The following is a 16,887-nucleotide window of genomic DNA, read 5'->3' as shown; positions in this document are numbered from 1 at the left end:
ATATCCCCCCTACTCATACGCCTCTTTTCGACTAAAAAAATTATCTTTGAGCCAACAAACAAAACTTATCTAAACCAATAAATTATTAAACAGCTATGTACAACTACAAACAATTATTGTTATTATTCACCATTTTAGGTTTACTCATTGTTTCTTCTTGTGACAAAGATGACGACAATCCAGAGGACGACAAAACATTGAAGATTGAAGCAGGTGCAACAGCAGATGTAGATGCCGTTGCAGCTTTTATCAACGTAGAAGACGGCGGAACGATTGAGTTTGGTGAAGGTACTTTTACCATCGATCAAGCACTCATTATGTCTGACAAAAACAATGTATTGATCAAAGGTCAAGGCAGAGCTAAAACCATTTTGGATTTTTCAGGACAAAATTCGGGTGGAGAAAGTATAAAAATTTCGGATGGTACAAACATTACTCTATGTGGCTTTACCCTTCAAAATGGCGTTTCAGATGCCATCAAAACCCAAAGCATTGACGGAATTCGTTTCTCTGATATTTCGACTACATGGGTAGGTGATGTCCTTCAAAACAATGGAAACTACGGTATTTACCCCGTTCTTTGTAACAACGTAGAAATTGAAGGATGTTATGCTCGTGGCGCATCAGATGCAGGTATTTATGTCGGTCAATCTACCAACATTGTGGTGAAAAACAACACGATGGAAGAAAATGTGGCGGGAGTAGAAATTGAAAACTGCATCAATGCCGATGTACACGACAACAACATTCAGAACAACAGTGCAGGGATATTGGTATATGATTTGGGCAACATCACTTCTATCCGCAATGGTAGCAAATGCCGAGTTTTTGACAACAACATCTTGAACAACAACCACCAAAACTATGCTCCCAATCCAAACGGTCTGATTGGAAGATTGCCAGTTGGTTCAGGCATTGTATTGTTGGCCACGGATTCTGTTGAAGTATTTGGCAACAACTTGGTAAGCAATAATTTGGCATCTATTTCTATGGCAAGTTATGAGTTTACAGGTGAAGAATTTGACCCTTCAACAGGTTACAACCCACGCCTTCGTTATATAAACATTCACGACAACATCATAATGAGAGACAATACCTTCCCTACAACACTCAATCAAGCAGCCCAAGAGATTCAGTTTATCTTGTCCTTTTTTGCTGCCGACATTCCAGAAATCGTCTATGATGGAATCTCAGGTGCAGGTAGTACCGCCGACCAAAACTTTAGAATCGTAAACAATGGGAATATCAACATGGTCAACTTCAATCTGCAGACAGACCCCAATGGAACAAGTCCAACACCTGTGGACATGACTCAATTTGAAGGAACTGCTGCACTTACCTTAGATGGAGTGACCTTGCCTGCTCTTTTGGAGTGTAACTAAGTTTTTTAATGGCGTAAAAACTTCGGAAGTTTTATTTTACGAAATAAACTTCCGAAGTTTCATTTTTATACTTTTTAAAATTCCTGCAATGTTTCGTACAAGTTCTATTTTCGTTGGCATCATTTTGAGCATTTGCCTATTGATGGTCAATTGCAGCAAAGAAGACGATACTTCGCCTGATAGTGTAAAGGCAGACCTCAATGTAATTCCTTATACAAACCTTTCTGAGTACAATTTCTTCAAAGGAAACATGGCCGATTTGGTAGGAAACGAAGGCGTTCTTCCTTACGATTTGATTACCCCATTGTTCACTGACTATGCCATCAAAGACCGATTTATATGGATACCCGAAGGTGTAAGCGGCAAATATATGAACGATGAAAGTGTGGTGGATTTCCCTGTCGGAACCGTCATCATCAAAAACTTCAAATACGAAAATGTGCAGCCCGACAATACCACCCGAATACTAGAAACAAGGCTTTTGGTCAGAAAAACAAGCAAATGGGAAGCCTACACCTACGAATGGAATCAAACACAAACTGAAGCTACTTTCCTTCAAATTGGGAAAAAAATCCCCATAACATGGAATCAAAACGGCACCCAATTTTCGACAACTTACAAAATTCCAACGCAAGAAGAATGTAAAACGTGCCACCGATTCAAGGGCGACATCTCCCCTATCGGTCCAAAGCCTCAAAATTTGTTTAAAAACTTCAATTATTCGACAGGCAGTATGAATCAATTGATGAAATGGAAAGAAGAAGGTTATCTCGATGCTGTTCCCTCCAATACCACCACCATTACAGATTGGTCAGACGTTTCTGCGCCTTTGGCAAACAGAGCAAGGGCGTACTTAGATGTCAATTGTGCCCACTGCCACAACCAATTTGGCTCAGCAACAAACACTTCTTTATTCTACAATATTGCCATTGAAGACATTGACCTTTTGGGTTACTGCAAAACACCTATTTCGGCAGGCGGTGATGCCACAGGCGGCAACAAATACGACATTGTTCCTGGAGATGCCGATGCCTCTATTCTCGTCTATCGTTTGTCTTCCACAGTCGACGAAATCGCCATGCCAGAACTGGGCCGCACTACCAACCATCTCGAAGGAATCCAACTAATTAGGGACTGGATCAATAGTTTGCCAGAAGACGATCGGTGTCATTGATGTCCATTCTTAATTCTTACAAATTTTCTAAACTTGCGCTCGTTTGTAATGAGTGCTTCCACTACCCACTACTGCTATTTACCTTCAATGACAGCACTCTTTCCACATTTGCAGTGGCGTTACAAACGCTGGTGGTAGTCTGCTCTCGTTACAAACGAGCGCAAGGTGGATTATTTTATTGCCGACAAAACTTCAAAAAAGCTATTATTTCAAGAAAGGATAATCCGTATACCCTTCTTTGCCTTGCGTATAAAAAGTTTTGCTATCCCAACGATTTAATTCTGCGTGGGCTTCAAAACGTTTCGGCAAATCGGGATTGGCAATGAACAATTTTCCGTAAGCAACCATATCCGCATGATTTTCTGCAATGATGGCATTGCCACTCGCTTGATTGAAGCCGTTGTTGGTCATCAATATACCTTTGAATAATGGGCGAAAATGTTGGGTAACATTGGTGATAGCGTGTGAAACTTCACTCACATCTCCAAAAGGTTGCATGATGTGTAAATAAGCTAAAGATGCTCCATTGATGGTCAGTTCTCCTAATTTTTTTACGATGTATTCAAAAATCGGCAGCGTTTCTTCGTCAATGCTCATACCCGAAAACCCATGCGCCATTGGATTCAAGCGAATACCGACTCGGTTCAAGGGAATTTCGGTGGCTACTGCCTCCAACAATTCAAACAAAAAACGGCTGCGGTTTTCGATGCTGCCACCATATTCATCGGTGCGGTGATTCGCACATTTGGCAATAAATTGATGAACCAAATAACCATTTGCTGCATGGATTTCAACGCCATCAAAACCCGCTTCTATGGCATTTGCAGCTCCTTGCCGAAATTCATCAATAGCAGTTTTGATTTCTTCTGTACTCATGGCTTTGGGCGTGACAGTATCAGTAAAACCATTTTGGGTGTAAGCCTGTGCTTTGGGGTTGATGGCAGAAGGTGCTAAGGGCAGTTCTCCGTTGTGAAAATCGGGATGTGAAATGCGTCCAACGTGCCACAATTGACAAAAAATGTGTCCTTCCTTGTTATGCACCGCCTTGGTCACTTTTTTCCAACCTTCAATTTGGGCTGCGTTGTGAATACCCGCCGTATAGATGTAGCCTACACCTCGCTCCGAAACCTGCGAACCTTCCGAAATAATCAAACCTGCGCCTGCTCTTTGACTGTAATATTCGACATGCAAATCGGTTGGCGCACTATCGGGGTTGTCTGCACGATTGCGGGTAAGTGGTGCCATCGCCATTCGATTGGACAGTAGTAAATCGCCCATCTGAATTGGGGCAAGTAAGGGTTGTGTTGTTGTATTGGTACTCATTGTATTTTTAGATAAAAAAAAATTGAAATAAAGCGTATTGATGTTGCTTAAAAGACAAATATCAAAAGTCTTAGTGTTTGGTTGCGTTTTTTTGTATATTTTAGCAGCTAATATTTTTTTAGATTTTGGAGGAGAGAGTAGAGAAACGAGAAAATACATTTCAATCAATTGATAATAAATAATTTGTTCTTATAAATTACAAAGAGGCGAATCATTTTTTATACATAGTATTATTACCTCCACTTCTTTTATTCAAAGTTCAAAACCTTCGACAGATGAAAAAAACAACACTCCTACTGCTTACTTGTTTACTTTTTGGTAATTCTTTCTGCTTCAATGTGGAGGCGCAAAGTACTGGTGAACAGGTTTACACTATTTTTCAAACCCATTGCAGCGATGCTGGATGTCACAACAATTCGGATGCCATATCTGGTCTGGACTTGCAAGGCGCAGGTGTCAATGCGATGTTGGATGTTTACAACGAAATTTACCGACAACAACCCAACAATACGGCGGCAAAGGAAGCAGATTTCCAACTTATTTATCCAGGTGACCCTTATCGTAGTAGCATTTTTCGGTACATCAATAATGGTATGGCAGGAGATGTAGCGTTGTTGGATTTGGAGGATATCTTAGATATTCATGCAAATATTGAAATGTCGGATGTAGAAAAAGAAACGATTCGGCAATGGATTGTTTTTGGCGCACCGAGCAGTGGAGAGGTGATTGACCCAAATCTCATTGAAGAATTTTATGCAGGAGGAGGCATTTGGGCAAGTGACCCCCAAAATCCTCCTGCTAAACCTGACCCAAGTGAAGGTTTTCAAATTCATTTAGGCCCTATATTTTTGAAGCCATCAGACTTGTCTTCTGGTTTGCTGGAAGACGTTGAATACTTGTCTAAATACTATCTACCTGATTATCTTGGTAATGTAGAAGTCAAAGAGATAGAAACACACATTGGCAGTTCACATCACTTCATCATTTACGAATTTACCGATCAAAACGCCGCCAATAATATGCCTTATGGTTTGCGAGATGTTAACCACGACAATGTAGTGCTGGTAGATGCTTACCAAGAAAGCCGCTCGACTGTATTGCCGAAAGGGACGGCTTTTCGTTGGCCAAAAGGATCCGCTTTGGATCTCAATGCCCATGTGATCAATTATACCAATACTGCAATCACTGCTACTGATGTTTTTATCAATGTTTATACGCAAGAATACGGCACTGCTGCTCAAGAAATGAATGTGCAATTGTTGCCCAATTTTGGGATTTCGATTCCCAATGATGGACAATTGGATGAAGAAGAAGCACCCTATTTTTTGAGTTTTTTGCCCCAACAAATTCATATCTGGCAAATAACCTCGCATACCCACAAATACGGCAAAAGTTTTGATGTGTGGCTTCGCAATTCCAACGGTACGAAGGGTGAACACATTTTTAGTGCCAACAAATACAATGGAATTCCTGAATGTGAAACCATTGAATACGACTACCTTCATCCACCTACTCGAACATTTAGTCCCTTCTTACCCATACGTTTGTCGGAAGGTTTGATTCACCGAGCTACTTATATGAACGATGGGCCAAGCGGTGTTTTTTGGGGAGCAACTGCAGATGACGAAATGATGATTACGGTTATTTCTTATGTCACAAGCCTTGATGGGGTAGAAATACCCGATCCTTCTGTTTGTTTTATAGATGAAATAACCGATGTTGAAGAAATCCCTGTAAGCACTTCACCTTATATTCAGTTGTCATTACAGCCCAATCCTGCAAGCCAATTCACGACATTGCACATTAGCAGTCCCATGGCTTCAAAGGGAAATTTAGCAATTTATGATATGGTTGGCAGAAAAGTACAGTTGCATGAAAATATTTCTTTTGAAAGAGGCATGAACAATGAGTTACAATTGGATGTCAGCAGCTTGGACAGTGGTGTTTATTTGCTGCAATTGGAGGATGCAAACGGGAAAAAATCTGGGTTGAAGATGATAGTACAATAAAAATTAAATAAATGGTAGCTGTTTAGTGATTTACACCATAATCACTAAACAGCTACCATTTATAATCTATCAGGGTGTATCCCAAATTGTCGCAAGTTAGTGTCGGTACGCTGTACCTTTTATTTACTCCTACAATAATATCCTACAAACAGGGTCGGAACTACGCTCCGTAATACACAATTTTTTAGAAGCATAAATTCAAGAAACAAGAATTAAATTGTCTGATAATCAATTACTTGTATCCAATCACATCAATAGGTTAAGATTTTGATAATCAATCCTTTATATCTCACATCTTACTTGCTACTTCTTTGTCCAAGATTCAAATTACATGACGTATGGGTTTTGTAATCAAATGGCAATAATTCATGAACTTCTTTTGCCTTTGCTTGTAGTTACCTTTGTTTCCTCAAATTTCTTTCACCTACCAACCTACAAATGACCAAACACCGCCTACTGTCTTTCAGTCTATTTGCCCTCACCATCCTTGCTTTGTTCGGTATTTCCAAACTGCGAATATTCCACGATTTAGATGGATTTTTCCCTGAAGAAGATGCTGATTTGGATTTTTACAACGAACATAGAGCCTATTTTCCTGCCGACGACAACTTTGTGTATATCGCCCTTGTCAATGAATCGGGAATTTTTGATTCTGTATTTCTGCAAAAATCCAATGCGTTTACCAAGGCCTGTGATTCAATTCCTCACATTGAAGGAGTTACCTCGCTTACTACTCTTCAAAGCATCATCAAAACGCCTTTTGGAACAGTGCCTGTATCGGTTTTGCACTTCAATGAACCCGAAAAATATGCGGTTGATAGCACACATATTTTGCAGGACGAACGTGTGGTAGGGCGGTATATATCAGAGGATGCAACTGTTTTTTCGATTGTAATTGTCCATAAGGAACATACAAATGCGGATGAAATTGAAGCAATTAGCGGGGCAACGAATGCTATTGTAGAGCGGTTTGAAGGTGAGTTTGACGACATTCGGGTAGCAGGGCGAGCAGTCACACTTTCTGCAATTGTGGGAAAGATTGGCCAAGAGTTTGTTTTTTATGCCTTTGTTGCCACTATCTTGGCTGTTTTGGTTATGTCGCTTTTGTTGCGGCGATTCTGGGGTGTTGTGATCGCTTGTGTGAGTGTAGCAATTGGATTGGTCTGGTTTATGGGTTTTTTGGGTTTGACAGGCAAGACTTTAGATATTATGAGTACACTGTTTCCGACTTTGGCGGTAATGGTGGGTTTGTCGGATGTAATCCACATTTTGACAAAGTATATGGACGAAATCCATAAAGGATTGAGGCAAAAAGATGCGCTTAAAATTGCCATTAAAGAAATCGGCTGGGCTACTTTATTGACTTCACTTACGACTGCGGTGGGATTTTTGTCGCTTTATACGGCCAATATCAGTGCCTTGAAAATCTTTGGTTTGTATGCGGCTGCGGGGGTAATACTGACCTATATTGCAGTGTTGGGGGTGATGGTAGTTTTGCTACCTTTGATCCCTCCCGAAAAATTGGTGAATCAACAAACGGGGGATTTTTGGTATCGGAGTATGGACTGGATTTTTCGCACGGTGAAGACTCGTAGGAAGTTGATTGCAGGGATTAGCATAGGGGTGTTTGCAGTGTGTTTGGTGGGTATTTCCAAGATTTCGACCAATGCGTTTTTGTTGGACGATTTGCCGAGAAGCAACACGATTCGAAAAGATTTTTTGTTTTTTGAAGAAAAGCTATCAGGGGCAAGACCTTTTGAAATGGCGGTGATACCGCAAAAAGATTACAAAATCAATGATTTGAAGGTTTTGCAGCAAATAGATACGTTGGTTTCCTATCTTCAAAATTTGAATGAAATTGGCGTATTGACCTCCCCTGCAATGATTTACAAAAGCCTTCATCAGTCCAACAATGGCAACAACCTGCAATACTACCGACTGCCTCCCGATGAACTTACGCTGCAGAAATACGAGCTTCAATTGAAGCAACTTGACCGCAAAAATGCAACTGCATCGGTGATGACCAAAGACCGCAAATATGCACGCATTAACGGGAATATGCTGGATTTGGGTTCTGAACCGATTGCAGAATTGAATCAACAAATCAAAGAGTGGATTACCGAAAATACGGATGCGGGTGTAGTGCAGTTTCGCTTGACGGGTAGCGGAGTGGTGTTAGACAAGAATCATCAATATTTGCGGCAGAGTTTGTTTACGGGTTTGGGAGTGGCATTTTTGGTAGTGAGTTTGTTGATGGCTTTGCTGTTTCGTGATTTACAAATGTCCTTGATTGCGCTGATTCCCAATATTTTCCCTTTGTTGATTACAGGGGCTGTAATGGGATATTTTGGGATAAGTTTGAAAGCTTCTACGTCTATTATTTTCACCCTTGCCTTTGGCATTGCAGTGGATGATACGATTCATTTTTTGAGTAAATTGAAACTGCAATTTCAGAAAGGACTAGATTTGGATACGGCAATTCGCAATACTTTTTTGGAAACAGGTAAGGCTTTGTGTATTACCACGTTTATTCTGTTTTGTGGTTTTGGATCTTTGGCGTTTTCCGATTTTGCAGCCACGTTTTACATTGGTTTATTGCTGAGTATTACGCTGTTGAGCGCCTTGGTTGCAGATTTATTTTTGTTGCCTGTTGTGATCTATTGGTGGAAGAAGAGGAGTACGAAGACAAAGTGATACAACGTATTTTGATGTAGAAACTTGAATTGTTTAAGGCGGTTTTTGGGCTTTGGACGAAAGAAGTAGAAAGCAAGATGTGAGATATAAAAGATTGATAATCAAACCCTTAACTCATCAATACGATTGCACACAAACAATTGTTTATCAATTAATTAAATCCCTCCTCCTTGCATCTTTGCTCCTTCGTCCAAATTGTAAAATACTAACCCAAAATAATTCTTAAGAGTGTTTCTGAAAAAAAGACAATAGAGTGCATACCTTTTGTTTTAGGTGGGTATTAAGAATCAAATAAGTTGCGGTTTTATAGGTTTGCACATTGAGAAGTAACATTATGGATTCTGCATAATTCACTCAAAATAAGTAACTGGTGATATGGATATATTCCTATATGAAACATCAAATTCAACTTGCAAATTCAAAAACCTTTATTCTTATGCCTTTAATCCTGTTTCTAAAAACACCCTTTTATCATGAAAACACTTTTGCAGATGACCTTCGTTTTTTTGACCTTCTTCACTTCAATGAACAGTTCGGCACAGTCGCTTGTAGGTTTGTGGACGGAGCCAACGTATCAAATGCAGTTGCAACTCAATGCAGATGGCACGTACCAACTGCAATATGCACAGGGAAATAGCTATGGGCAGTATGCGCTGCAAGGAAACCAATTTTGGCTTCAAGATGCGTATGGCAATGCGCTGGCTTATACGACACATCAATTGACGACTACCAATTTTCAAATCAGTGATGCGAATGGGATAGTGATGAATTTTGTGAACCAAAATACCGCAACTACCTACCAATCCACTCCAACTAATTCTCATTCAACGGTTGCTGCACCGTGGGAACAGGCAAAGTATGACCAACAATTGGCGCAAAATGGCTCGCAGGTACTGAAGGAAAGAGAGGTGCGAATCTACGCAGCTTTGTTGGAGTTTTTGATCGAAGCAAATTTGAAGCCCTATCAAATCGCTCAATTGCAGCAAGAAGCAGTCGCTGATTTTGAAGCGAATCCGAGTGCCTTATTGCAGGATGCAGCGCAAGTAGGGGAGGCAATGAAAACGATTTATGCCTTAAAGGATGTGGCTAAAATTGGGGCTGCTCGCCAAGAATTGTTCACGACTTTACACGCTTTTGCCCAACAAAATGCGGCTTCGCAACAAAGTGCTTTTTTCAAAATTTTGTATGAACATTTAAAGGTCTTGGCTTTTGATGCGGCTAATAAATTGGTGTTGACGGACAAGGACGTGGCGGCTTATATTCGTTATGTGGAGTTTACGAATCAATTGGCGGGAACGAATCAGGTGTTTTCGGCACAGGAAAAACGGGATTTTGAGCAGCAGTTGATAGGAGGTTTTCCTCAATTGTCTTTGGAGCAGAAACAGGTTTTTTGTTCGGCTCGTTTGTTGTGGCAATTGGTAGATGCGAATTGGCGGCAACTGAGTGCTGCTCAACAGCAACAGGTGAAGGCGCAAGTGATGGCGAATGTGGCGAATCCGAATGCTGCGGTAGGAAATAATGGGAGCTATAATGAAGGGGTGAAGGATTACAGTACGATGTCGGGAGAGGAGGTAATGGCGGATATCAATGCAGATTTGAAGCGTTGGGCGGATGAAAAAGGCATGACCGTGGAGGAGTATTTGGAGTACCGTCAGGGCTTTAATGCGACTTTTCAGACTTTGCAGCGAATGTCTATGGAATCACATGCTTCGATGATGAATGTGATCAATCACATGGGGGGAAGTGATGACTATTGGACGGTTCGGGATGTGGATTCGGCTGGGAATATTATTTGGTAGGGGTATCGAAAATTAGAAAACGAATCTACCTATTCACACGTTCTACAAACAAAAAAGAGGAAATGATGAAATCATTCAAATTTTGGAAACGCTACCAAGTACAAGAAGCATTTGGTTTGAAAAAAGTAGAAAAATTAGATAGACTAATCGATTGGCTGAATGTCGATGTTTCTGTTATCACCTCTATTGAAATATAGCGCATCGAAGAACTGCAAAAACTGTTGATAAAGAATATCTTGAATTGGAATAAAGCAGAATTAAAATTCAATTTTTTAGGCCCATTGATGCTTATTTCAATACAAACACCGATGAAAAGCGGGATGTCGCTATTGCTCAACTATCACGCTCTTTAAAAAACCGATAACAATCGTATTGATTTTCTCAAACTCGACCAAAAAACCATCGTGACCATAAAAAGATTCAATCTCATAATAGTCACTGTTCGGAATGTGTTGATGCAAAAAACGCTGTTCGGAAGGTGGAAACAACCAATCCGAACTGATACTTACCACTAAAGTACGGGCTTTCACTTTTTGAAGGACTTCTTCAGCAGGCCCTCTATTCCGAGCAATGTTGTGACTATCCATTGTTTTAGAAAGTGACCAATAAGAGTAAGCGTCAAAACGTTTGACCAATTTATCGCCTTGATAAATCTGGTAACTAGATGCTTTGAAATCATCTATTTTATTGTCTTCATCCTGTTGGCTTTGCAAAAAAGCATCGTAATGCCGGTAAGATAAAATGCCAATACTTCGGGCTGCCTTCAATCCCTTTGCACCCGCATCGAGGTGAGGCTCACCAAAAGTGCTGTCAGCTTCAATGGCCAATCGTTGACTCTCATTGAAGGCAATACCCCACGGTGAGTGACGGTGATTACCTGCTACCAAAAAAATACTTTCAAATAAATTCGGTTCTATAATCGCCCATTCCAACAACTGCTGACACCCCATCGAACCGCCGCCTCCAAAGTAGATTTTTTCGATGCCCAGATGTTTTCGCAACAAAATATGTGCATTGACCATATCTCGCACCGTAATCATAGGAAAATCACGGAAATAAGGCTCGTCAGTTTGCGGATTAATACTTGTCGGACCAGTGCTGCCATAACACGACCCAAGCATATTGGCACATACAATAAAATATTTATTGGGATCCAAAACTTTTCCTTCACCAAACAAACCATACCACCAATCTTCCACTTCGGAATTGGCAGTTAGTGCATGACAAATCCATACAACATTGCTGCCATCTTCATTCATCCTCCCATACGTATGATAACCAATTTGGAGTTCGGGTAAGGATTTACCAGATTCTAAGGGGAACTCGTAAGAATAGCGAAAGGTTTTTAAAGACATTTAATTAAAAATATTGGAAGTTAGATATTTGATATTATCACTCAGAGATAAAATTGATTGAACAGATTTCGACCGATAAGCTAAATACGAATTCCAATCTGTTCAATCAGTTTTCTATTAATCCTAAGCCTCTACAAGCAAAATTGATTCTACCGCTGCAAAAGCTCCTTCAAAGTCTTCAATAATATCGTCAATGTGTTCTGTGCCTACTGCAATGCGGACTTGACCAGGAGCAACACCTGAAGCCAATTGTGCTTCAGGTGACATTTGTTCGTGTGTCGTAGAAGCGGGGTGAATCGCCAAAGTTTTAGCATCCCCGACATTGGCCAAGTGACTCACCAATTTGAGGTTGTTGATAAATGCTTTTGCTCCTTCAATATCCCCTTTTACTTCAAAATTCAAGACTGCGCCGAAACCATTTTGAAGGTATTTTTTTGCTAAATGGTGGTATGGACTGCTCTCCAAACCCGTATAAGTCACCTTTGTCACCAATTCATGGCCTTCCAACCATTTTGCCAAAGTCATGGCATTTGATACGTGTCTTTCCATTCGTAGCGACAATGTTTCCAGACCCTGCAAAAACAAAAATGCATTGAAAGGACTCATTGCATTTCCATAATCACGCAAACCTTCTACCCTTGCTCGAATAATGAAAGCAATGTTGCCAAAAGGGCCATTTGCGCCAAAAATATCCCAAAATACCATACCATGATAGCCTTCTGATGGTTCGGTAAATTGTGGGTATTTTCCATTTCCCCAATTATAATTCCCGCCGTCGATGATGACTCCGCCAATGCTCGTGCCATGTCCGCCAATCCATTTGGTAGCCGAATGAACCACGATATTGGCACCATGTTTCAATGGATTGAAGAGGTATCCGCCTGCACCAAAAGTATTGTCGACAATCAAAGGAATGTCATGTTTTTTGGCAACTGCTGCAATCTTGTCCCAATCTGGAATATTGCCTTCTGGGTTGCCGATTGCCTCTAGGTAAATGGCTTTGGTTTTGTCATCAATTAAGGACTCCATGCTATCGGCGTTGTCGCCTTCTGCAAATCGTGCTTCAATACCCAAACGCTTGAAAGATACTTTGAATTGATTGTACGTACCACCATACAAAAAGGAAGTCGACACAAAATTGTCACCTGCTTCTAAGATATTGGTCAATGCCAAGAACTGTGCAGACTGCCCCGAAGAAGTTGCCAAAGCTGCAACACCTCCTTCTAAAGCTGCCATGCGCTGCTCAAATACATCCGTTGTTGGGTTCATAATACGGGTGTAAATATTTCCGAATTCCTGCAAGCCAAATAACTTTGCAGCATGATCGGTGTCTTTGAAATTGAAGGAGGTTGTTTGGTAAATCGGTACTGCTCTTGCACCAGTAGTGGGGTCAGGCGTTTGCCCTGCATGAAGCTGAAGTGTTTCAAAACGATAATTCTCGCTCATTTTTTCTGAATTTTTAAGAGTTATAATTAATGAATAAAGATTGTGTTGTTAACATAATCCACCTCTCTTGATGATTTCTGAGTAGAGTTTTGGAAAATAATGCCAAAAAAAAGCCTTTCTTCGTTTTTATATGGAAGAAAGGCTTTTTGGGGGTTAGTTGTTGTCTTGTTTTTTATGACACTAAAATTCATATTGAAGACCAAAGACCTTTCACATAGGTACAGCAACAACAACAGCAGTTTGTGCTTGTAGTAGTTAGCGAAAATGTATATGTGAATTTATTGGACATTGAATTTTAAATATTGTTAGTGTTAGTTTGTCAAAATTAGCATATTTTCAATAATACTACAATTTTTTAATGCCTTATTCAAAAAATCAAACCAAAATCGCAGAATGTGTTAAAAATACGACAGTTTGGAAAACGCTTCCTTTCTTGATAAGCATCTATAAAATACAAACCCCCTATCTTACTAAAAAGATAGGGGGTTTATTTTGTTTAGTGCATTAAGCACATCGGATAACTATTTGATTAGTATCTTCTTCTGTTTTCGCCGCCGCCGCTATTTCTATCGCCGCCACCGCTTCTGTCACCCCAGCCGCCTCGGCTTCCGCCACCGCCGCCACGGTTGTTGTTTCTTCCGCCGCCGCCACGGTTAAATCCGCCGCCTCTGCTGTCTCTGTTTTCTCTTGGTTCTGCTTTTTTAACCACGATAGTACGGTGATCAAATTCACATTCGTTCAATTCTTCAATAGCTGCACCTGCTTCTTCGTCGTTAGGCATTTCAACAAATCCAAATCCTTTAGATTTGCCTGTGTCGCGATTCATTACAATTTTCACAGAATCAACTGCGCCAAATTCTTCAAAAAGATCGCGTAAATCTTCTTCGGTAGTGTCAAAGTTCAACTTTGCTACAAAAATGTTCATCTTATAAAAAATTTAAAAAGAAAAAAAATAAAAATATAACGATTTTCTGAGTAGCAAAGAATTCTAAAAGACCTTGAAGCTATCCAAAAAAATACAATCATTCCATAATGAAACAAAGATACAACTAATACTTGGTGTTATAGTGTTTTTCTCAAAAAATAAACTTCGTTTTGTGAAATTATTTTAACACCTAATATCTTTGGAATAAATCGAGTGTGATATACTAATTGAAAGGAGAGTAATAATCTGATTGTCAATTAAATAAATTCTTGAAGATTCCGCTTGTGCCTGTGTTTTTCTATTCTATAAAGGACGATTAGTCCGATTTTACTATACGCTGCAAAGGTAAATAAATCATTGCAGTATTTTCAGTTTTTATTTGTAGCTGTATTAGATACAAACTTTTTGCAAGGTGTTTGTTGAGCCTATATTGAAGCTCAATATGTCCTGCGCTGAAATATTGAAGTGGTGAAACTTCTTCTTTTTGACCTACCAAATTCAATAAAGTCACGCCTACTTTTGCATTTTGTTTTAAATAAAATGAAACGGTAAATGTTTCTTCAAAAGGATTGGGATAGACCGATTTTATTTCAATAAATTGGTGAAAGACATTTTGTTCGTCAATATTCACCAATATATTTGAAGCATTTGGAGAAGGAATAGACAATATGGTGAAATCTCCTTCGCCATCTATTGTCAAGCCATACGCCACATCTCTTTCTAAGTTTTGATAAGAAAGCATATCTATTGCCGTAAATCCATTTGCCTCTGAATCAAATAGACCAATGGACTCGTCCTCTTTATTTAACTTAAAAGAGGCGTGAAAAGTTCCCTGTTCGGGTTGATTATCTGCCCATATTAATACGAAATCTTGTGGAGATAGCGTCATATCAGGCAGTTGCCACTTATCGGGATTGCTCAAATTATCTGTCAAAAATTTATCTCCCAAATAAATAGGCGTGTTTCCTGCGTTGTAGAGTTCTATCCAATCATCGTATTCTTCAAATTCATCTGCAATGGTTTGACTGTTGCTGACCATAAATTCATTGATTCGCAAATTGGCACGTTCGCCACCTAACTGCAAGGTGAAATCACCTGCGAGTGGCTCTCGATTGTTGGCAACCAAGTTATCCGAAGCCGTAATGTAATAGTGAATCAATGTATGAGGAGGAATATTGAAGGATTGAAGTACATAACCATAAATGCCATCATTGGAAGATTTGTCATTTTGACTGCCATCATCGAGCATAGTTACATGTGTCCATTCTCCATCTGCTATTTTATAGTTCAAAACTACATAGGGGCTATCGTCATTATCGTCTTCAATCGTTGCCGAAAAGTTTATAGGCGAATTGGTTAGCGGTATTTTGGGTGTGTGATGTATCCTACGAATGATTGGAGGAATATTTTTGATTTGCAATTGATTTAGGATGCTGTTGCGGCGAGTTGTGATGTAATCTTTGATGCCATATTTGACATGACCCGACAAAGCCTGTTCGTAAGAATCGTGAAAGTCTTGAATCGTGTAACCATAATCAAACGTTCGGTAATTGTCTGCTTCTGCAAAAGGAGTGATTTGGTCGTGTAAACAATCAATGATCGGAAAAAAATGATTGGGATGTGCGTAACCATTCACCAATTGCTGCAAATAATAGGTGTAGCGATTCTTAAACTCAGGCACTTCCAAAATACGGTTTGTCAATACATTGTTGTGTGATTCCGAAGTCCAGTTGTAAATATTGCGTGTTGCCCAGTCGATGTTGAACCAATCAATGCCAAAGGTATTGTCGAGATCATAGGCGATGTATTCAAATTTGTCGGTTGAAGGATTGTGGTAAAGGTAAAAGTTATTGATATTGAAGGAATAACCATCCCAATTGCCCATAAATACATCTGCCGCCAAGGTTCGCAAAAATACATCTACATCCATGACTTCACTAATTGCCACCTTAAAGTCAGCCGTTGGAGTTTCGTTCAAAACGGTGATAAAATTCACAAAATCAGTGTAATCATCAGTAATTGTATTGGTCTTCAAATCGTATTTTCGCCGCCCATTTTGTTCTTCCTTGTAGTTTTCTGGAGAATTGCCTTCAAAATTCAAATCGGCAGGGTAAAGGCATCTATACAAATTGCCTCCATCGTTGCCTGTATATCTATCCTTCAAAAATTCTTCGTCAATGTGTTCTACGTTGATATATAGTCCATAATAATCCCCATTGATGTACAACGCCACGTGATTTGCCCTTGATGCTATGACATCCATCTGCCCCAAAATATCCCAACACAATTTGGAGCGGATAATCGAGGGGTCATTGTGTTCTCCATTGAGGTTCATTTTCTCCAAACCGTGAAATTTTCGCCCCGATTCAAAAGTATTGAAGGATACTTTGAAGGATTTTTTAGCTGCATTTCGAGAAGTATTGCCTCGCAATCGAAAACCAATATTTTCGATTACTGTTTCTTCCATTTTATTGGTGTAAGTGAAAGTAGCGGAGAACTCATCATCGCTTTGTGGAAACTCCAGTATCGTTTGCAAATCAATAGGCTCAATACCAATATCAATTCTTGGAATGGTAGAATCGTCAAAAAGTGGGTGATAGGCTTGTATGGGTGCAAGTTCGGTGCAGTCTTCTTGAGCTGCAATGGATAATGGCAAAAAAAATAATTGAAGTAAAAAGAAAGTAGTTAAAAATCGCTGCATTTAGAAAAGGGTTTCCATTGTAAAACTATCTGAATCAAAGGTATGATTGAATTTTGAGTTTGAAGCCTGTATTTGAATT

At 39.8% G+C, this 16,887-nt stretch carries 11 protein-coding genes; 6 read left to right on the top strand and 5 right to left on the bottom strand.

Going from position 1 to position 16,887, the window contains the following annotated elements:
• Nucleotides 1-95 precede the first annotated feature (95 nt).
• On the top strand, nucleotides 96-1,382 hold the full coding sequence (locus R3E32_24225; GenBank protein ID MEZ4887857.1) for a parallel beta-helix domain-containing protein: 1,287 nt from the start codon (nucleotides 96-98) through the stop codon (nucleotides 1,380-1,382).
• Between the two features lie 88 nt (nucleotides 1,383-1,470).
• A complete protein-coding gene (locus R3E32_24220; protein MEZ4887856.1) occupies nucleotides 1,471-2,556 on the top strand; it encodes an SO2930 family diheme c-type cytochrome in 1,086 nt (361 codons plus the stop codon).
• 204 nt (nucleotides 2,557-2,760) lie between these two features.
• Here R3E32_24220 and R3E32_24215 read toward each other — a convergent pair whose 3' ends face one another.
• Nucleotides 2,761-3,879 (bottom strand): alkene reductase, encoded by a 1,119-nt coding sequence (locus R3E32_24215; GenBank protein MEZ4887855.1) that lies wholly within the window; start codon nucleotides 3,877-3,879, stop codon nucleotides 2,761-2,763.
• Between the two features lie 275 nt (nucleotides 3,880-4,154).
• On the opposite strand from R3E32_24215, the gene R3E32_24210 reads away from it, so the two are divergent.
• The 4 genes from R3E32_24210 to R3E32_24195 all read left to right on the top strand — a co-directional run bounded on the left by R3E32_24210 (nucleotide 4,155) and on the right by R3E32_24195 (nucleotide 10,578).
• Nucleotides 4,155-5,888 (top strand): T9SS type A sorting domain-containing protein, encoded by a 1,734-nt coding sequence (locus tag R3E32_24210; GenBank protein MEZ4887854.1) that lies wholly within the window; start codon nucleotides 4,155-4,157, stop codon nucleotides 5,886-5,888.
• Nucleotides 5,889-6,326: 438 nt separating this feature from the next.
• Nucleotides 6,327-8,582, top strand: coding sequence for an MMPL family transporter (locus R3E32_24205; GenBank protein MEZ4887853.1), 2,256 nt, complete (start codon nucleotides 6,327-6,329; stop codon nucleotides 8,580-8,582).
• 473 nt (nucleotides 8,583-9,055) lie between these two features.
• Nucleotides 9,056-10,381: a hypothetical protein gene (locus tag R3E32_24200; protein MEZ4887852.1), complete on the top strand. Its 1,326-nt coding sequence runs from the start codon at nucleotides 9,056-9,058 to the stop codon at nucleotides 10,379-10,381.
• Between the two features lie 65 nt (nucleotides 10,382-10,446).
• Nucleotides 10,447-10,578, top strand: a complete 132-nt coding sequence (locus R3E32_24195; GenBank protein MEZ4887851.1) for a hypothetical protein — start codon at nucleotides 10,447-10,449, stop codon at nucleotides 10,576-10,578.
• A 129-nt stretch (nucleotides 10,579-10,707) separates the two neighbouring features.
• Here R3E32_24195 and metX read toward each other — a convergent pair whose 3' ends face one another.
• The 4 genes from metX to R3E32_24175 form a co-directional block, all read right to left on the bottom strand.
• Nucleotides 10,708-11,736 carry a homoserine O-acetyltransferase gene (gene metX, locus R3E32_24190; GenBank protein ID MEZ4887850.1) on the bottom strand — a complete coding sequence of 343 codons (1,029 nt, stop codon included), beginning with the start codon at nucleotides 11,734-11,736 and terminating at the stop codon, nucleotides 10,708-10,710.
• A gap of 123 nt (nucleotides 11,737-11,859) precedes the next feature.
• On the bottom strand, nucleotides 11,860-13,182 hold the full coding sequence (locus R3E32_24185; GenBank protein ID MEZ4887849.1) for an O-acetylhomoserine aminocarboxypropyltransferase/cysteine synthase: 1,323 nt from the start codon (nucleotides 13,180-13,182) through the stop codon (nucleotides 11,860-11,862).
• 529 nt (nucleotides 13,183-13,711) lie between these two features.
• On the bottom strand, nucleotides 13,712-14,107 hold the full coding sequence (locus R3E32_24180) for an RNA-binding protein (GenBank protein ID MEZ4887848.1): 396 nt from the start codon (nucleotides 14,105-14,107) through the stop codon (nucleotides 13,712-13,714).
• Nucleotides 14,108-14,423: 316 nt separating this feature from the next.
• Entirely contained in the window at nucleotides 14,424-16,808 is a 2,385-nt protein-coding gene (locus R3E32_24175) for a CotH kinase family protein (protein MEZ4887847.1), read from the bottom strand.
• Nucleotides 16,809-16,887 lie beyond the last annotated feature (79 nt).

The organism is Chitinophagales bacterium, assembly GCA_041392475.1.
Lineage (GTDB): Bacteria > Bacteroidota > Bacteroidia > Chitinophagales > UBA2359 > JAUHXA01.
The sequence above is the reverse complement of the archived record's forward strand: the minus strand, read 5'-3'. Positions and strand labels throughout refer to the sequence as shown.

Bases quoted from the DNA above. Each gene is read 5' to 3' on its own strand.
- R3E32_24220 (MEZ4887856.1), top strand. From the start codon at position 1,471: ATGTTTCGTACAAGTTCTATTTTCGTTGGCATCATTTTGAGCATTTGC.
- metX (MEZ4887850.1), bottom strand. From the start codon at position 11,736: ATGTCTTTAAAAACCTTTCGCTATTCTTACGAGTTCCCCTTAGAATCT.
- R3E32_24200 (MEZ4887852.1), top strand. From the start codon at position 9,056: ATGAAAACACTTTTGCAGATGACCTTCGTTTTTTTGACCTTCTTCACT.
- R3E32_24195 (MEZ4887851.1), top strand. From the start codon at position 10,447: ATGAAATCATTCAAATTTTGGAAACGCTACCAAGTACAAGAAGCATTT.
- R3E32_24175 (MEZ4887847.1), bottom strand. From the start codon at position 16,808: ATGCAGCGATTTTTAACTACTTTCTTTTTACTTCAATTATTTTTTTTG.
- R3E32_24205 (MEZ4887853.1), top strand. From the start codon at position 6,327: ATGACCAAACACCGCCTACTGTCTTTCAGTCTATTTGCCCTCACCATC.
- R3E32_24180 (MEZ4887848.1), bottom strand. From the start codon at position 14,107: ATGAACATTTTTGTAGCAAAGTTGAACTTTGACACTACCGAAGAAGAT.
- R3E32_24185 (MEZ4887849.1), bottom strand. From the start codon at position 13,182: ATGAGCGAGAATTATCGTTTTGAAACACTTCAGCTTCATGCAGGGCAA.
- R3E32_24225 (MEZ4887857.1), top strand. From the start codon at position 96: ATGTACAACTACAAACAATTATTGTTATTATTCACCATTTTAGGTTTA.
- R3E32_24215 (MEZ4887855.1), bottom strand. From the start codon at position 3,879: ATGAGTACCAATACAACAACACAACCCTTACTTGCCCCAATTCAGATG.
- R3E32_24210 (MEZ4887854.1), top strand. From the start codon at position 4,155: ATGAAAAAAACAACACTCCTACTGCTTACTTGTTTACTTTTTGGTAAT.